Here is a 16267-nt window from a genome sequence, read left to right as displayed (position 1 = left end):
ATATATTATGCCAAAAGTTACTGCAAACGGAATCACTATTCATTACGAAATTAAAGGCCAGGGATCTCCCATACTATTTCTGCACGGAAGTGGATCATCATGGAAAATGTGGGAGCCTCAATTCGAGGCTTTCTCTGCACACTATCAGATGATTATGCCTGATTATCGAGGACATGGAGATTCGACAAAGGAATTTCCGAATAATAAATATGATCATCATGTTATCGTGGAGGATATCAAATGCTTTCTAGATGTACTTGGAATCAGCAAGATTCATGTTGTAGGAGTTTCGCAAGGCGGTCAATTGGCTACATTGCTGGCGATAAAATATCCAGCATACGTAGATAAACTTGTCATATCTAATAGCTATAGTGAGATGCCTACATTGGCAGCCAATTGGGTGCTGTCGATATCGAATTTTATATTCAGTCTGCTTCCATACAATATGATTATAAATCTCATGATGAAATATTATAAAGATGATCCTTATACACAGCGTATTTTAAGAAATTCTTTTTCAATTGATAAGAACATGCTACTTGCAATGAAAAAAGCACCATTTCCAACACATACTGATCAACTGCATCGAATTCAGTCACCTACGCTTGTAATGGGTGGTGAGGGAAAATTAATGCCCGGCGTTGATGAAGGGAAAGGATCCCGCATTATTTTCAACCATGTTCAAAATGCTAAGCTCGTACTATTCAAACATGCATTCGATCCATTAAACACGATGCGCCGGGATATCTTTAATGAGATGATAATTGAATTTTTAGAAGACAAGCCTTTGAAACAATATAAGGATGTAACAGCATTCAGTAAATAAAAACAATAGAATTTACAAGGTTTACTTTCATCGAAAAGGATATCTTTTCTTATTAGTGTACCGCCCATGCCCATCAACTTAAGAAAAATAAACACCCCCAAAAGGAAAAAAATGAGCTGACTTCTCAAAGTGAGTACCTGTAGAGAAAGAAATTTTTTGTTTAGGGGGTACTTCAAAACCTTAGCTTGATGGGCATGTGGCGGGACCCCATATCGATATAACTCTTCGGCAAATAAAGACAACTCTTGTCTTTGATGCATATTCATAAAAAGCACGTCACCCTTTCTCATTAATATAAGAGAATGGTAACGTGCTTTTAACTTCAAGAATAGTCCAAATCCTTAAGTTGATGGATGTGGGGACGAGCCCCTAAAATACAATTCCGCTAGAAATTTTTGCGCTATATTCTCTTTTATTTATGATAGTTGATTAACAACACTTTCTAAAAATTTGTCTACCTTTTCTTTTGATGTATCCGGTGTATGATAACCAATCGTAAATGTAAGTCTTCCATTATAAAAGCTTGCACCCATTGAAAAGAATGGCGCATACATAATGGGTGATGTCATATACCCGTCCTCAGCTTGAACTTCACCAAACTGAATAGGTTCATCAGCGATCACCCCTAAATTTGTCAGTAATGGCAACGCCATCCCCATCTGTAAAGCCTGTTCGTATTGCTGATTATACATTTCCTTCACCACAGATAGCTTCATACCTGCCAGTAGCTCCATTCCTGCTGCTGAAGAAAGACCTGGATTTTGAGACTTTATTTTATCCATTGATTGTTTAATTCGAACGAGAGTCTGATTAAATGATTCATCATCCTCCATTTTAATCACTGGCATTTCCATGCCGGATAAATTGCAAATAGCACCAGTTGTATAATTAGGCAGATATCGACGTAAATCAATTGTTAAACCGATCATTTTTTCTGCGGTGCGAGGTTCTGCATACACAGTGAAATGTGATAAAGCTCGGAAGTATGCAGTCATGATTACATCATTCAATGTAGCCTGTTGTGCTTTTGTCCATTGGATTAGCCGTAGAGTTTGCTCATGGCTCAACCGCCGTACGGACATTTGGGGGGATTTATTTTTGTTGGGTTGAGATGGAAAAGACCATAACGATGCCTGTTGTTCTTGGTTAGGACGATACGCGCTTTTTATGTCCGATATTCCAGTATATTTGAATACATGTGATTGATCTCGAAAACTCTCATTTCCCTCACCAAATTCCTTTATAATTTGATCCTTAGATCGTCCCAAGGAAAGTTGAGTATAAATTGCTCCAAGCAAATTAATATATTCCTTGACTCCTGCACCATCTGAACATAGATGAGATAATTTCACAACTAACATATCTGTTGTAGTGCCTCGTAATAATTTTGTTTGAACCATAGGCCCCTGAATACGATCACCAGGTTCCTTAATAAAATCTATTGCCATTATTTCAATTTCTTGATTATTTCCTTCTGCAAAAAGGCAAATGGGTGAGTTAGTGTCAGATGAATATTCCTCCCAGTAAGGAATATCATTTTCTACAAACCGGCTGTTCAAAACCGGCTGCAATTGTAACGTTATCCTTACTGATTGTTCAAGTATTTTCTTTGATATACCTACAGGAAAATAAAGAACTGCATTAATTTGTTGATCTGCAGAATAAAGACCTAATAAATAATTCATTCGATCTTGAGGTGTTACTGAAAACTTTCTTTGTTCCATAATTTTGTCCCCCTTTTAAGACTGTTTTTGGTATAACCTTATTCTCCATATGGTTGTAACTTTTCTAGTCAATTTTCTTCAAGAACAAATAATCCTTATTTTTTGAATTTTTTCACGAAAGTATCTTTTCCGTACTGGTTCCATTCTTTTTGCGGCTCTTTGTAGGTGATATACCCATTATTTCATTGTTATTAACACTTCCTATCTCCTTCAATAAAATCAAACGTAAATTAATTTAGTTTATATATATACAAACATTTTACAATGATGTTTATAAATTATCAATAAAACAAATAAATCATTTTTATGTCTGTTAATAAAAAACAATAATATAATACGTTCAGGTGTTACTTCATAATAAAAGGTTGATGGGCACGAAGGACCACCAACCTTTTATCATATTGCTTTAGATGTTTATATTCATTATTACATTGTTTACAAATAACTCCTGTTTGCACTTGTATCACCTCATCATTTTCAAACTTCCAAACTAACTAGGTCTTCATTTTTTTCGTATTCATCAATGTAATTCTGTAAAATTAGAACGACTAGAATGTCACTTATACGGACAATTAATAAGTATCCTTCTTTGTTCCTCCACCATGTTTCAAATGCGTCAACTACTCCTCATCAAGAAGAAACGAGAATTAAGCAAATATAAAGCAACTTATATCATAAAAAATTATTTTTCACTTATTTATCAATCTTTGCAAAAAGACACCCAAGAATTAACAAAGATATTGTTTCGTCTGTTCAATCTTTTACAGAAAAACGGACGAAAATCCCATAGGTATGAGAAGAAAACAGTCTTTGATATCTTAGGCGTCGTATACAACTTTTCTATGTCTCACAATCATGTAGCGTAATCCAAAAAATTGAAACCCATTAGGGTTTATTTGGTATGCAAACCTTTAAAGAACTTACACTGGATCTTTAGAAAAAAGAAAAAATCTCACGTGAAATTAAACTTATATAAGCTTAGCTTGATGGCTATGGGGCGCCCACTATACATAAAATCAACTTATGAATATATATAATTTAAATTATTAAAATTAATTAATATAAAAACCTCTGATTTTAAAAAGATCAGAGGTTTTTTAAATAATATGGTGATCCCTTATATAATAATAAAAAAATTATGATAATTGCGCACTAACATTAATAACAAGTACAACACCTAAAACTAGAATAATCCAAGTCCAATACTTATTTCGAATGAAAAATAATGCAGAGTTATCCTTTATTTGAACTCTTTCTCCGGTTTTTTCATCGACGAGTGTTCGTACATCATCAGATATAAACTTTTTAGTGAAAAAATAATTAATCATCGCTATACATATAGTCGAAAATATTCCATTCAAAATAAATCCAGGATTATGTTCCGTGTTCACTTGCAAAATACTAAAAAGGATTCCACTTATCATAATCCCCAAAATAAATGCTAAGACTACTAACATTCCTTTACCTCTCCAAATAATCATTACAATGACTCCTTTCAATTTTTAAATAATGGGACAGAAATATTAAACTGTTAATCTATACAATCAGATAATCGGATGTAAAATCCTCCCTATAAGCCCTACGTTTTATTATAGTGAAAAAATTCCCAGTTCACTACCTTTTTCCGGTATTTTACAGTATCCAAACCCCTTATGATTCTGTATAAAAAGAATGTATGGAATACAGTTTATTTAAGTGAAGCAATAAAAGTCTTGAAGAAAAAAGAAAAATTTGATGAAGAGCTATTAAAGCATATTTCTCCATTAGGATGGGAACATATTAACTTCCTGGGAGAATACCAATTTAATAAGAAAGAAATTGCACATTTAGAATCTCTTCGACCACTACAAACAAATTAACAGTAAAAAGCCGATTATCCCTTTAGCGTACGAAATTTAGAATTATCTTAACTCGTAAATAGAAAACCTTTTCCTATCAATGGTTTATTCATTGTTTCCATGTAAACAATGTAACATTTATGACGGTTTTCTTTACTTTGTATACTATGAATAGTACGTTTGTAACTAGTTAAGATAATCGCATTTTGTTGGTGCTACCCCATCGCTATCAAGCTAATATTTTATAGTACCCCTAAAACGAAAAAAAACGACTTTGTATTAAAGTTGCAAATAATTTTTGCCCTGAAGTATTTTTCTTTTTTTAGTTGTTAGATGAGAATCATATATCTTAATAGGTTTTTTGTATTATAAAAAAATTCAGACATTTACACAGATACCAATAGGTGATATTATATAAAAAATAAATGCGATGAAGAGAAGAGTAAATAAAGTGAATTCTATACAGAGAACCCTGGTAGCTGAAAAAGGGTTAGAATTTCTTTATTGAAGCAAGCCTCAGAGCAGCACGTCGGAACCTTTTAGGAGGGGGTGATGTGACGGGAGCTCCCGTTATAGAGCTAAGGTATAAGCATTTTTAAATGCCGTACCTGATAAGGTTAATATGGCGACATATTAATAAACTAGGGTGGCACCGCGATGATAAATCTCGTCCCTAAGACTTCAAGTCTTGGGGGTGGGATTTTTTATTTTGTTTTAAGTGTTGCATTCTATCTGATTATATTTTAGGAGGAATTCAATTGAGTTTTAAAAAAACATTGGAAACTTGGCGGTATCCATCTATCTTATTGTTTAGTATTGGTGTTTCAAGTGTTGGAAGTTGGGTTTACTTTATTGCTCTAAACCTAATCGTTCTTAACATAACAGAATCGGCAATTGCTGTCTCTGGTTTATATATTATTAGGGCTTTATCAACATTGTTTACTAATATTTGGTCAGGAAGTCTTGTAGATCGTTCAAATAAAAAATATCTCATGATAGCACTAGGTGTCTTTCAGACTGTGCTAATTGCATTATTACCTTTCTTCTCTTCTTTAGGGCTTATATATGCTATGGTCTTTCTTATTACAATAGCGAGCTCTATGTACCACTCAACATCGGTAACTTATATTACAAAGTTAATACCAATAGGACAAAGAAAACGTTTCAACTCTTTACGTAGCCTACTTGATTCCGGAGCATTTTTGACTGGACCAGCAATAGCGGGAATGATGTTTACAATTGGTACACCTAATATGGCAATTTATATCAATGCTGGAGCTTTATTTTTATCTGCATTAATTACAGTAGGAATGCCTAATGTTGAATCCTCTGCACAGTTAGAAAAAACATCAGATACAACAAAATTATCTCTTAGGTTATTAATAGATGATTGGAAGCTTGTTATTGGATTTAGCCGTAAGTTTCTATATGTCATGATAATATATCTTTTATTTAGTGCGATGGTAGTCATGATGACAGCTACAGATTCGTTGGAAGCTGCTTTTGCAACTAGGATACTTTCTTTATCTGAAGGTGAATATGGAATTTTAGTCAGCATTGCTGGAGCAGGAGTATTGGTAGGTTCTTTATCTAATGCAATAATTAATGAAAAAATACCTACCTCATGGCTTATGGGTATGGGTTCCTTAATAACTGCAGTAGGTTATATGATTTTTACATCTTCTAATACCTTTTTTATAGCATCTGTAGGGGTTTTTGTTTTATCATTTGCTACTGCTTTTTCTAATACCGGTTTTTACACATTTTATCAAAACAATATACCTGTTGATGTGATGGGCAGAGTTGTCAGTATTTACGGGTTTATTGAGGCTTTTTTAATTATTACAGTTACTGTAATCTTTGGTGTTTTTTCAGAGCTTATATCTATACGATTTGTTGTAGTTTCAGGAGCATTTGTAATGTTTTTGATATCTATCATACTATTTATTTGCAGTGTTCAACCATCAAAAGCGAAATTCTATTCTAATTCAACTGAGCTTAAAGATTCGTTTCAATAAATTCTTTTTTTAATAAATAAAATTAAATAATAGTGATGAAATAAAAAGGATCTTTACTGAAAGATTCTTTTTATTACCGATAACGAAGGTCATGTAAATGTTGGTTTGGAATAAAGTTTGATCAGAAATATCCCCCAAACCCGTATTTTAAGTTAAACGATAAGAACCCGTTTTGAAAAAAAGATTGATCAAAACGGGTTAAGCTTTTGTGAAATACTATGCAATTTTTATAATAAAGTTTGATCATTTTCTACCGATGATCGTAAACAATCGCGCCCGTTTGCGGTATTTTAAATTGTTACCCCTTTGCCCTTTTTGGCCAAATAAAATTGCTTATGGCAATCAGAAAATCAATACCTAACACAAGTGTCCATACTTTTAGAAATCCAGCCAACACTTCTGTTCGAGAAGAATCGTTAATTAAATAGATTAAGATGGATAAAATTCCGGCACCTATTAGAAAAGCAAGCACATGTTGTCCCCAGCTTTTAAAGTAGTATTTCGCGTAATCGATGCCAAATCTTTTAACTGGTTTTGATCCTTGTTTCATCACATAATATTGAAAGCGTATATCAGCCCATTCAATCATACTCCTACCGAATGCGATTGAGATTCCAATATAAACAGCAGCAATTGCATGCACTTGGGTAGCAATTGCACCACGATACAAGTCGACACCCGTAGCAACTAATAAAATTAAATCAATAACAGGTGTTAAAGCTAGGAAAAACAATCCTAATTTATTTTTTTTAAGGATATATCGTGTGAATAGACCTAAAGTGATAACAACCCAAAACCCTATTTCACATGCAACGATTAACCACGCAATTACATTCACCCCAGCACCCCTTTTTACGACGCACGCAATTACTTGTTTCCCCTTAATAGTACAACAAAATGGCCCGTTCGTATAACCTTATATTACTTTTACCATAGGAAACCCCTTCAGATAAAGCATATCCAAAGGGGCAAAACGGTGCAATTTTTTTATAAACGGTTCATCTTTTTTCAAAACGGTACGACTTTATTTCAAACCCACAGTAAACATAGGTAAATAACAGAATTAATTATTAAACGGCTATATAAAGTATTGCTATAAAGCTAAAGTTTTGCACTATCCATAAAACTAAAAAGACGTTATCCTTTCTGTAGAATCATAGGAAAGGATGGCGTTTTTGTATGTCTATTTCTGTATCCGATGAATTACAACTATTTGCTCAAGAAATTCAAAGTTTTTTATCCCAAAATACCTTACGAAATCTTGCTAGAGATGTTGGTTTTGTGCAACGAACTAGTAAGTACCAAGCAAAAGATTTAGTCGCTTTATGTATATGGATGAGTCAAAATGTAGCAATGACTTCTTTAGCCCAGTTAACTAGCTGTTTAGAAGCATCAACAGCAGTACTCATCAGTCCTGAGGGACTGAATCAACGATTTAATAAGGCGGCCGTCCAACTTTTACAACATCTACTAGCCGGAATACTAAGCAAAAAATTGACCTCGTCTATGTCAATTTCTTCTCCATACACTTCTGTTTTTAAGCGTATTCGTATTTTAGATTCAACTGCATTTCAACTCCCGGATGTCTTTTCATCGGTTTATCCAGGTGCAGGAGGATGCAGCCATACAGCAGGGATGAAAATTCAGCTTGAGTATGATCTATTAAGTGGACAGTTCCTACATATTCATACAGGTCCAGGTAAACAACATGATCGAACCTATGGCTCTCTGTGTGTCCCAACTGTGACAGCAAATGATTTATGTATCCGAGATTTAGGTTATTTTCATTTAAAAGACCTTCAATATATACAAGATAAAGAGGCATACTATATCTCTCGTATCAAGTCTAATACACGTATTTATCAAAAAAATCCTAACCCGGATTATTTTCAAGACGGAAGAATTAAGAAAGGTACAGAGTATATACAGATAGATATGGAGACGTTAATGAACTCCCTTCAACCAGGACAAACATATGAAATAGATAATGCTTATGTAGGAATGATTGATAAAGTGCCAGCTCGTGTAATTGTTCATCGATTAACAAAACAACAGCAACAAAAACGATTACAAGATCAATCTGTAAGAGAAAAAAAGAAAGGAATGAAGTATTCTCCTCGTAGTAAACGACTCAGCGGTATCAATGTATATATGACAAACACCCCTACAGATATTGTCCCGATGGGACAGGTACATGACTGGTATTCTTTGCGTTGGCAAATCGAAATTTCATTTAAAACGTGGAAGTCATTCTTTCAAATTCATCATTGTAAAAAGATAAAACCAGAACGATTGGAGTGCCATTTATATGGTCAATTGATCGCTATTCTACTCTGTTCTTCTATCATGTTTCAAATGCGCCAATTGCTCCTTATGAAGAAAAAACGAGAGCTTAGTGAGTATAAAGCCATATATATGATTAAAGACTATTTTCTTCTTCTATTCCAAACTATACAAAAAAACACCCAAGAGCTATCAAAGGTGTTACTTCGCCTGTTCAATCTCCTACAGCAAAACGGGCGAAAATCTCATCGGTATGAGAAGAAAACAGTCTTTGATATATTAGGTGTCGTTTATAATTGTACCATGTCTGATAATCAAGCGGCTTAATTCAAAAAAGGAAACCCGTTAGGGTTTATTTCGTATGCAAATCTTTAAATTCCCTACGCATAGTCATTAGAAAAAAGAAACAGCCTCTACTATAATTGACGTTGTATGAGCTTAGCTTGATAGCGATGGGCTGAACCCCTATCTCGTTTTCTTTGGCTTGATGGTGTTGGGTAAAGTACCCAATTTATAAAAACGTTATTCTTTCTTAGAAAGCAGTAAAGAAAGAATAACGTTTTTTATTTTTTTGAAATTGTGTGATTCCTTACTACAAAAGAATCTGATTAGTTAATAACATATTGAATTACATGTTATTTTGCATTTTTTCAATACCCAATGATACGTCATTCTTGGTATGCGCAATCCAAGCTATATGACCATCCGGTCGAATCCAAACTGCACTTATTTTTTCTAACTCAGAATGTTGTATTTGTCCTACAATCACTCTTATATGTGAATCAATGTTTATTTTATCTACCATATCTACATCAGAAGGATGTATCAATAAAATGAATTTCCCATCATGCATCACTTCATAGAGTGTGTGATTGTTCTGATCTTGTGCATAAATAGAAAAATTGGGACATCTTTTTCCTAGCCATGGATATTTTTCGGTATTATGCATAGGTGGATACATAATTCCTAGACCACTTACTTTTTCAGCTAAATCTTGATTCACTTCTGGGTATGTGAGCAAGTGAGAAAATAGCTCTCTTAGTTCCACTCCAGCATTTGAAAAGTTCATCATTAATTGTTCTTGCGCTTGTGTCTCTTTTAAAAATTTTTTTCCTACAGCATGTCGTTCAATATGGTAACTTTCTAATAGGTTTTCATATTTTTTCTGTTTTATAGCTAATCCCAATTTCCATCCTAAATTAAAAGCATCTTGTAAACCTACATTCAACCCTTGTCCGCCTGCAGGTAAATGAATATGTGCCGCATCACCTGCTAAGAATACACGCAAATGTCGATAAGTATCTGCTAATTTGGTTGCATTTCCAAAACGAGAAAGCCAAAGCGTTTCCTTAATTTGAATACGTTTACCTGTAATACGATAAACGCTATCCATAAGCTCTTCTTCTGTGACAGCAATTTGTACAGGTGTATGTTGATTTACAGGATCTACAATGGCAAAACGAAATACTCCAGGAGCAATCGGTACCATCATTACTATCCCATTTATATTTGATGTAGAGAAAAATGGATTATCTGGAATATCTTCTAAAATCACATCACCCAATATAGCAGTGGCTGTAGTATCCGTTCCACTAAATGGTATATGCGATAATTCGCGTACGATGCTTCTTGCACCGTCAGCGCCTACCACATATGGAACTTCTAGTTTATATATATTTTCTCTTTGCTCTATTTCTAGCTGTACGAATGTTTCATACTGGTTTAAGTTCTTCACAGTATGCCCTCGTTTAATGTCCACATCTAATTCTAATGCACGTTCTTCTAATATTTCTTCTGTAATAGATTGAGGAATAAAAAGTGTGTAAGGAAAATCAGTAGCTAAATCTTTGAAGTTTAATCTTGTTTCTAGGGCAGCAAAATGACCCGTATCTAATTGTTTTCCTCGAGATAAAAATCTATTTTCAATGCCTCTCATAGCCATCAATTCTAAGGAGCGAGGGTGTAGTGTCATTGCTCTAGAATTTCGTATACGATCCACTCTTCTTTCCAACACAACAACTTTTATACCTTGAATAGCTAATTCGCATGCGGTCATTAATCCTACTGGACCACCACCAACAACTGCTACATCATAATGATTTCCCATGTCATACCCTCCATTTTTTTGATTGATTAGGACTAATCGTACAAAAACATGTTCACATAATAGATTCCCAGTTAATAAATATTATGTGTTACGTATGCAAGTATACCGCATTTTAGTTTCCAAGGAAACTAAAATGCACCTAGAATATGAGGTCCCGCTCACATTTTAACGAAAACATACGCTATGCAAATTTCATTTCTAACATGGAATCTATTATTATTGAATGAAAGAAGTCTATGGAGGAAGGGTGTGACAGTGTGACAGTGTGGGAAAATCGAGAAAAAGCAATTTAGGCCTTAGATAAGGAGCTTTATAGGGAAAATCAAATCATGCATTTTCTATTCGAATTATTTGATAATGTCATTGAAAATTATATGATGAATACACCTTTTCTTAGGGTTACAGGAATTATTAGTATAAAAATCCGTTCTTTGTGTCACGGAATGTTCAGTTTAGCATTAGATGGTCATGCACAGGAATCTGGTGCATTGTTTAGAACTGCCATTGAAGCCTACGAATCATTGGTTTATTTAAGAAAGGACCCTACTAGAGTAAATGAATTTCTAAAAGACAAAAAGCCTCAAGCAGGGAAAATTGCAAAAATAATCCAAGGGCAATTTAAAGAAGTACGTTCCTATTTAAGTAATCACTCTTCTCATTTTGGATTTAAACCTGATTCACTTATGCATTTCTTGCAGTTTACAGATGACGAGGATATTACATGGATTAACACCATCATCATTGGATCGATGGATGAATCAAAATCATACGTCTGGCTCGTTTAAAGAGAAAGATAATAAGACCGCTGAACAACTAGAGTTGGAAGCATTGAGAAAACAAAATAAACAACTTCTTATGGAACTTCTCTATTTATGATCTTAATCAACTCTTCTACAGCATCCTCTTTAGTGTATAACTCATCTTTCATTAAAGAATGTGTAATTAAAGCTAGCTGACTAATTAATTCTGTCTTCCCAGCAACTATTAGTAACCTTTCTTCTTGTGATAACATATAGATACACTCCTTCTATAATAGAGAATATTTTTTACTCCTATAAGTATCACCAGTACTTTAAAACCCACTCATTTTCCCAAGTAACACTAAGCAACGCTATTCAAAATTATCATCAATAGATACTAAAAAGATAGATTCATTTTAATAACTGTTTACAAGTACATTTCAGTAATACCCAGCCAACATCCTCCAAAAGTTCTTCTATAATCAAATGCCATTCATAAACAAGAAGGCATCTTTCTTATTGAATTTTGTTATTACTATAAACAACAAAAAAATTTAAAAAGGGGTACTTGAACCTAACACTATGTCAGGTTGTATAGTAATGTTGCCGGCAAAAATAATTCGTACGAAATGAGGGGTTGATTCTGAATAAAAAAACTTGGAAAGTTGGGGAATTAGCTAAGCAAACCAGACTTACGGTACGGATGCTCCATCATTATGACAAAATAGGATTGTTTTCTCCTTCGCAGTCATCTGATAAGGGACATAGGATCTATACTGAAACTGATATTGCTAAGCTACAACAAATTATGTCACTTAAGCAGTTGGGCTTGGTTGTTAAAAATTATACATACGTAACCTTAACGTACTGGCTACGCCCCTTTATTTCGTTCTTTTTTTGCTTGTTCTTTGAGGAAATTATATTCTTCTTCTGGAGTTGCTAATCTTTCCGCTTTCTCGTCATCACTACCACCTATTTGCGCTCTCATATAGTCTCGCATGTAGTTATGTTCTTCGACCGCTTGAGAAAAATCTCCATGTTCCCAACGATCTAAAATCATTATATATTTCCCCTTGTTTTTCATCCCCCCTGGAGTGCTGTCCTCGATCACTTTTTGTAATTTTTTAATATTATCGGGAGTCATTTTTATAAAACCTTGTTTGTTGTTTGACATTACTTTTTGATGAGTCATTTGGTGCATTACATCAGCTATATGTTTATCGGAATCTACTGCCACATTGACTTCTTTCCCTTTAACCGTATTTATAATATTTTCATCGCTATTATCCCCTAAATATGTGCCAATTGTAACCCCTGTTAAAATGCCAACTGTTACAGAAACTCCTACGATCACTATTGCTTTTGTCCACTTTTTCAATGATTTCTCCTCCTTGCTATCCAATCGAGCCATTTGCGGATATAGCTTTTATAAGGCAGATCAATATGTGCACTTTGTATCACTTTCAAGCACATTGTAATAATTCCTCATTACCTGTTTTTATTCCTTTAAAGGCTTGAATCTGTTTACTTCTACACAGATTCATAACTTGAAGTTTTTTAATAATTCTTTTAATCTTGATAAATCTGGATATTCCATGTAGGATAAAAAACTATAGAATATTTTACTTTTAAAAAATCGAGGTGAATCCGTATGTATTTGGCTCCATTATTTGAAAACGATGTACCAGTAGCACTTTTCCGCTCTTAATAGAGAGAAAGTGACTACATCTCTCCGTTAGGGGCTGTATAGACCTAAACAAAAAGCGGAGGGTACAAAAAATGAAAAATACCTTATTAGGTTCTTTATATTTAATTCTTGCTTCCAGCATTTGGGGCGGTATGTATGTTGTTGTGAAAGTTTTAGTATCGGTCATCCCCCCATTGGAACTTGTATGGTTGCGTTATGTAGTAGCGATTGTTGCACTTCTTATTATCGGATTTGTAACAAAACAAAAATGGCGCATTGAAAAGCAGCATTTTTTCATAATTATAGCAATTGGCGTTATTGGCTATGCGATTTCGATTGTTACGCAAGAAACGGGTACAATGCTCTCTTCAGCACAGATGGGTGCTGTTATAACTTCTTCAACACCAGCATTTATGGTGTTGTTTGCTTGGTTAATCCTTAAAGAACGGTTAACTTTAAAAAAGGGAATATCTGTTTGTTTAGCGACAATTGGCGTCATTACGATTGTCGGAATTGGTGACTTGAATATGTCAAGTGTGCTTGGTGGTATTTCTCTTCTTATTGCGGCTTTAACATGGGCGCTTATGTCTGTTCTTGTAAAACGTTTGCCGAGTGATTATTCACAAATTGTGGTAACCACTTATTCCACCTTGGTAGCTCTTATTGTGTTAACTCCTTTTGTTTTGCCAAAGTTACATGCAATTGATGTCTCTCAACTAACTCGCCCAACTATTTTGGGAGGACTCTTATATTTAGGTATTATCTCAACAGCTGTCGCATTTCTACTTTGGAATCGTGGGTTACAAATGCTTAACGCCTCAAGTGGAGGATTATTTTTCTTCTTTCAACCCGTTGTTGGAACATTACTTGGATGGCTTATTCTCGGTGAAAAGATAGGTATAACATTTTGGATCGGTTCTATCTTAATTCTCACAGGGGTTCTATTAGTTATTAAAGAGAAACAAGATTAATGAAAAACTTCTTCGTTAATAAATGATTGTGTGTAAAATGATAATTTTTAGGAGGAATAAATATGGCGACTTTTGATGATTTTCAAAAATTAGATATGCGTGTAGGCGAGATTATCCGTGCAGAAGAATTCCCTAAAGCAAGAAAACCAGCGTATAAGCTTTGGGTTGACTTTGGTGATGAAATAGGAGTTAAACAAAGTAGTGCGCAAATCACCGATTGCTATGAGTTAGCTGATCTTATTGGTAAACAAGTATTAGGTGTTGTGAACTTCCCTCCAATGAAAGTTGCTGATTTTAGTTCAGAAGTATTAGTGATGGGTGTTTATGCAGATCAAGGTGTTGTGCTTATAGAACCTCAACAAAAAGTAAAAAAAGGCGACCGATTAGGATAACGTTAACGATACAGTCACATTCATATGTGGTTAACATGGCGTCTCTTGGTAAATAACAAACAAAATGGACAAACTCATACAAGGAGCTATCCCCATCGCCATCAAGCTAAGAAAATGATATAAAAAGCCAAAAAGATTCAAGAAAAGTAGTCCATTTGATATCATAAAAGCCTTGTAATTTTAATTACTTACAGGTTCATATCGGATTTTAAAAATGAAAATTAAGGGGATTTATTTGGCATGGAAAAAATAATGATTTGATATATATAATTGATAAAAGGTTCAAAAGCTGAAAGCTTTTGAACCTTAACTTGATGGCTATGGGTTCTGTTGTATTGAAAATAAAAAAGAGTCTGGATGCGAGACTCTTTTTCTTAACATAGTTTATTAATAGATCGCTTCCGTATCAAAACTTCTATTACTCCCCCACATATACATACTCCATAGATAAGTGTAAAAACAGGTCATAAGCTTACTTTTATTTACAGCTATGACCTATTGTGCTTATAGCGGTATTGTTTCTTCTATTGGATGGGGGGTTTTTTGTAAATCAATTACATGATCGCCGAATCGTTTTATATGTCTATGATTCACAAAAGAAAGCATATGAGGTGTAATAAAAATGAAAATACAAATTGTATTGTTTGACGGCTTCGGAGAGCTTGTCTCTTTCGCACCTTTTGAGGTACTCAAAAGAGCGATAGAAGAAGGGGCTCCATTTACGGTTGAACTAATATCAAGTGAACCAAAACAAGAAATTACTACTTCGTTTGGAGTTACCGTTAAACTAAATGATTTTTTACGAATGGATAATCGTCCAGATCTGTTGATTGTACCTGGTGGTGGCTGGAATCATAAAGCTGAACATGGGGCACGAAAGCAAGCAGAGCTTGGAACCCTGACCGAAATGATTAGAGAGATGCACAACGAAGGAACGATCGTTGCTGGAGTTTGTACAGGAGGTATGCTACTAGCTGCTTCCGGTATATTGAATGGTCGAAAAGCGACGATGCACTATTTGGCGCAGAATGAAATCATTGGATACGGGGCAGAGCTTCTTTGTTACAGAATTGTTGATCAAGGAAATATTATCACTGCAAGAGGAGTCACTTCAGGACTTGATTTGGGGCTTTGGATTACGGAAAGGTTCGCAAGCCCCAAAATTGCAGCTGCCGTTGAATATAGAATGGAATACGAGAGGCGAGGTGTTGTTTGGAGTTAATTTGAACTCTTTTTTATTGGCTTAATCACAGGGTTCTTGCTGTAGATCGCAAAGGAGCTATTCGTATATATAAAATTGAAGACAATCTTGGTTTTTTTATTGTTTGTTTTTCCCTAAACGAAAAGTGTAGATAGCTATTTTATACAGAGGGAGAGACAAGTATGAAGAGTAATTGGAAATAAAAGTAATTATATGACCTACTTTTACACTTATCTCGGCTGTACCCGAAGGAACGGATAACTAAAAAAAGTGGGATTAGGATGCCTGGGCAATTTATTAGGGTAGACCCGTTTAGGGACAGCGCTAATATATAGAAGTGAATAATGTACAAACAAGGCTGAATAAGTTTTTAGTAATAAGGGGCACCATACATGCCCATCAACTTAAGAGAACAGATTAACCCCCAAAAAAAAATAAGTTTTTTTATTATAAGTTAACACAAAATTTCGTTCTGGGGGC

The 16267-nt window shown here is 34.4% G+C and carries 14 protein-coding genes, 3 pseudogenes and 1 other annotated feature; of the genes and pseudogenes, 11 read left to right on the top strand and 6 right to left on the bottom strand.

From position 1 onward, the window contains the following. Positions 1 to 7 precede the first annotated feature (7 nt). Positions 8 to 826, top strand: a complete 819-nt coding sequence (locus tag ACX5JI_RS07605) for an alpha/beta fold hydrolase (protein WP_459500497.1) — start codon at positions 8 to 10, stop codon at positions 824 to 826. A 416-nt stretch (positions 827 to 1242) separates the two neighbouring features. Here the strand turns inward: ACX5JI_RS07605 and ACX5JI_RS07600 are convergent, their stop codons facing one another. Then, positions 1243 to 2550, bottom strand: a complete 1308-nt coding sequence (locus ACX5JI_RS07600; RefSeq protein WP_459500496.1) for a condensation domain-containing protein — start codon at positions 2548 to 2550, stop codon at positions 1243 to 1245. Between the two features lie 506 nt (positions 2551 to 3056). Between ACX5JI_RS07600 and ACX5JI_RS07595 the strand changes: the two are divergent. Continuing rightward, a pseudogene (locus ACX5JI_RS07595) lies at positions 3057 to 3416 on the top strand (IS4 family transposase); the annotation flags it as partial. Positions 3417 to 3686: 270 nt separating this feature from the next. Here ACX5JI_RS07595 and ACX5JI_RS07590 read toward each other — a convergent pair. Further along, positions 3687 to 4031, bottom strand: a complete 345-nt coding sequence (locus ACX5JI_RS07590) for a hypothetical protein (RefSeq protein ID WP_459500495.1) — start codon at positions 4029 to 4031, stop codon at positions 3687 to 3689. 189 nt (positions 4032 to 4220) lie between these two features. On the opposite strand from ACX5JI_RS07590, the pseudogene ACX5JI_RS07585 reads away from it, so the two are divergent. Both ACX5JI_RS07585 and ACX5JI_RS07580 read left to right on the top strand, forming a co-directional pair. Beyond that, positions 4221 to 4409: pseudogene (locus tag ACX5JI_RS07585) on the top strand (Tn3 family transposase); the annotation flags it as partial. A 400-nt stretch (positions 4410 to 4809) separates the two neighbouring features. Further along, positions 4810 to 5066: a binding site (T-box leader), on the top strand. An 80-nt stretch (positions 5067 to 5146) separates the two neighbouring features. After that, positions 5147 to 6406: an MFS transporter gene (locus tag ACX5JI_RS07580; RefSeq protein ID WP_429671440.1), complete on the top strand. Its 1260-nt coding sequence runs from the start codon at positions 5147 to 5149 to the stop codon at positions 6404 to 6406. A 298-nt stretch (positions 6407 to 6704) separates the two neighbouring features. Here ACX5JI_RS07580 and ACX5JI_RS07575 read toward each other — a convergent pair whose 3' ends face one another. Then, positions 6705 to 7244: a hypothetical protein gene (locus ACX5JI_RS07575; RefSeq protein WP_342719930.1), complete on the bottom strand. Its 540-nt coding sequence runs from the start codon at positions 7242 to 7244 to the stop codon at positions 6705 to 6707. Positions 7245 to 7585: 341 nt separating this feature from the next. Between ACX5JI_RS07575 and ACX5JI_RS07570 the strand changes: the two genes are divergently transcribed. Next, positions 7586 to 9016, top strand: a complete 1431-nt coding sequence (locus tag ACX5JI_RS07570) for an IS4 family transposase (protein ID WP_459500494.1) — start codon at positions 7586 to 7588, stop codon at positions 9014 to 9016. 301 nt (positions 9017 to 9317) lie between these two features. Here ACX5JI_RS07570 and ACX5JI_RS07565 read toward each other — a convergent pair whose 3' ends face one another. After that, positions 9318 to 10796: an FAD-dependent oxidoreductase gene (locus tag ACX5JI_RS07565; RefSeq protein ID WP_459500493.1), complete on the bottom strand. Its 1479-nt coding sequence runs from the start codon at positions 10794 to 10796 to the stop codon at positions 9318 to 9320. Positions 10797 to 11125: 329 nt separating this feature from the next. On the opposite strand from ACX5JI_RS07565, the gene ACX5JI_RS07560 reads away from it, so the two are divergent. Both ACX5JI_RS07560 and ACX5JI_RS07555 read left to right on the top strand, forming a co-directional pair. Beyond that, positions 11126 to 11581: a DUF5677 domain-containing protein gene (locus ACX5JI_RS07560; RefSeq protein ID WP_459500492.1), complete on the top strand. Its 456-nt coding sequence runs from the start codon at positions 11126 to 11128 to the stop codon at positions 11579 to 11581. Continuing rightward, positions 11523 to 11657 (top strand): annotated as a pseudogene (locus tag ACX5JI_RS07555) (IS3 family transposase); the annotation flags it as partial. The gene ACX5JI_RS07560 and the pseudogene ACX5JI_RS07555, both read left to right, overlap by 59 nt. On the opposite strand, the gene ACX5JI_RS07550 reads toward ACX5JI_RS07555, so the two are convergent. Further along, positions 11650 to 11808, bottom strand: coding sequence for a hypothetical protein (locus ACX5JI_RS07550; protein WP_459500491.1), 159 nt, complete (start codon positions 11806 to 11808; stop codon positions 11650 to 11652). The pseudogene ACX5JI_RS07555 and the gene ACX5JI_RS07550 overlap by 8 nt on opposite strands. Before the next feature lie 365 nt (positions 11809 to 12173). On the opposite strand from ACX5JI_RS07550, the gene ACX5JI_RS07545 reads away from it, so the two are divergent. Then, complete coding sequence (locus tag ACX5JI_RS07545) at positions 12174 to 12479, top strand: MerR family transcriptional regulator (protein ID WP_459500490.1); 306 nt, start codon at positions 12174 to 12176, stop codon at positions 12477 to 12479. On the opposite strand, the gene ACX5JI_RS07540 is transcribed toward ACX5JI_RS07545, so the two are convergent. Continuing rightward, positions 12408 to 12914: a DUF6241 domain-containing protein gene (locus ACX5JI_RS07540; protein WP_459500489.1), complete on the bottom strand. Its 507-nt coding sequence runs from the start codon at positions 12912 to 12914 to the stop codon at positions 12408 to 12410. The genes ACX5JI_RS07545 and ACX5JI_RS07540 overlap by 72 nt on opposite strands. A 401-nt stretch (positions 12915 to 13315) precedes the next feature. On the opposite strand from ACX5JI_RS07540, the gene ACX5JI_RS07535 reads away from it, so the two are divergent. The 3 genes from ACX5JI_RS07535 (at position 13316) to ACX5JI_RS07525 (ending at position 15808) form a co-directional block, all read left to right on the top strand. Next, positions 13316 to 14194 carry a DMT family transporter gene (locus ACX5JI_RS07535; protein ID WP_459500488.1) on the top strand — a complete coding sequence of 293 codons (879 nt, stop codon included), beginning with the start codon at positions 13316 to 13318 and terminating at the stop codon, positions 14192 to 14194. A 62-nt stretch (positions 14195 to 14256) separates the two neighbouring features. After that, positions 14257 to 14586, top strand: a complete 330-nt coding sequence (locus ACX5JI_RS07530; RefSeq protein ID WP_459500487.1) for a tRNA-binding protein — start codon at positions 14257 to 14259, stop codon at positions 14584 to 14586. Between the two features lie 622 nt (positions 14587 to 15208). Further along, on the top strand, positions 15209 to 15808 hold the full coding sequence (locus ACX5JI_RS07525) for a DJ-1/PfpI family protein (RefSeq protein ID WP_459500486.1): 600 nt from the start codon (positions 15209 to 15211) through the stop codon (positions 15806 to 15808). Positions 15809 to 16267: the final 459 nt, after the last annotated feature.

The sequence above is a fragment of the Bacillus sp. C1 genome (assembly GCF_054570475.1).
Note: the sequence above shows the minus strand (reverse complement) of the source record. Positions and strands in the feature narration are given on the sequence as shown.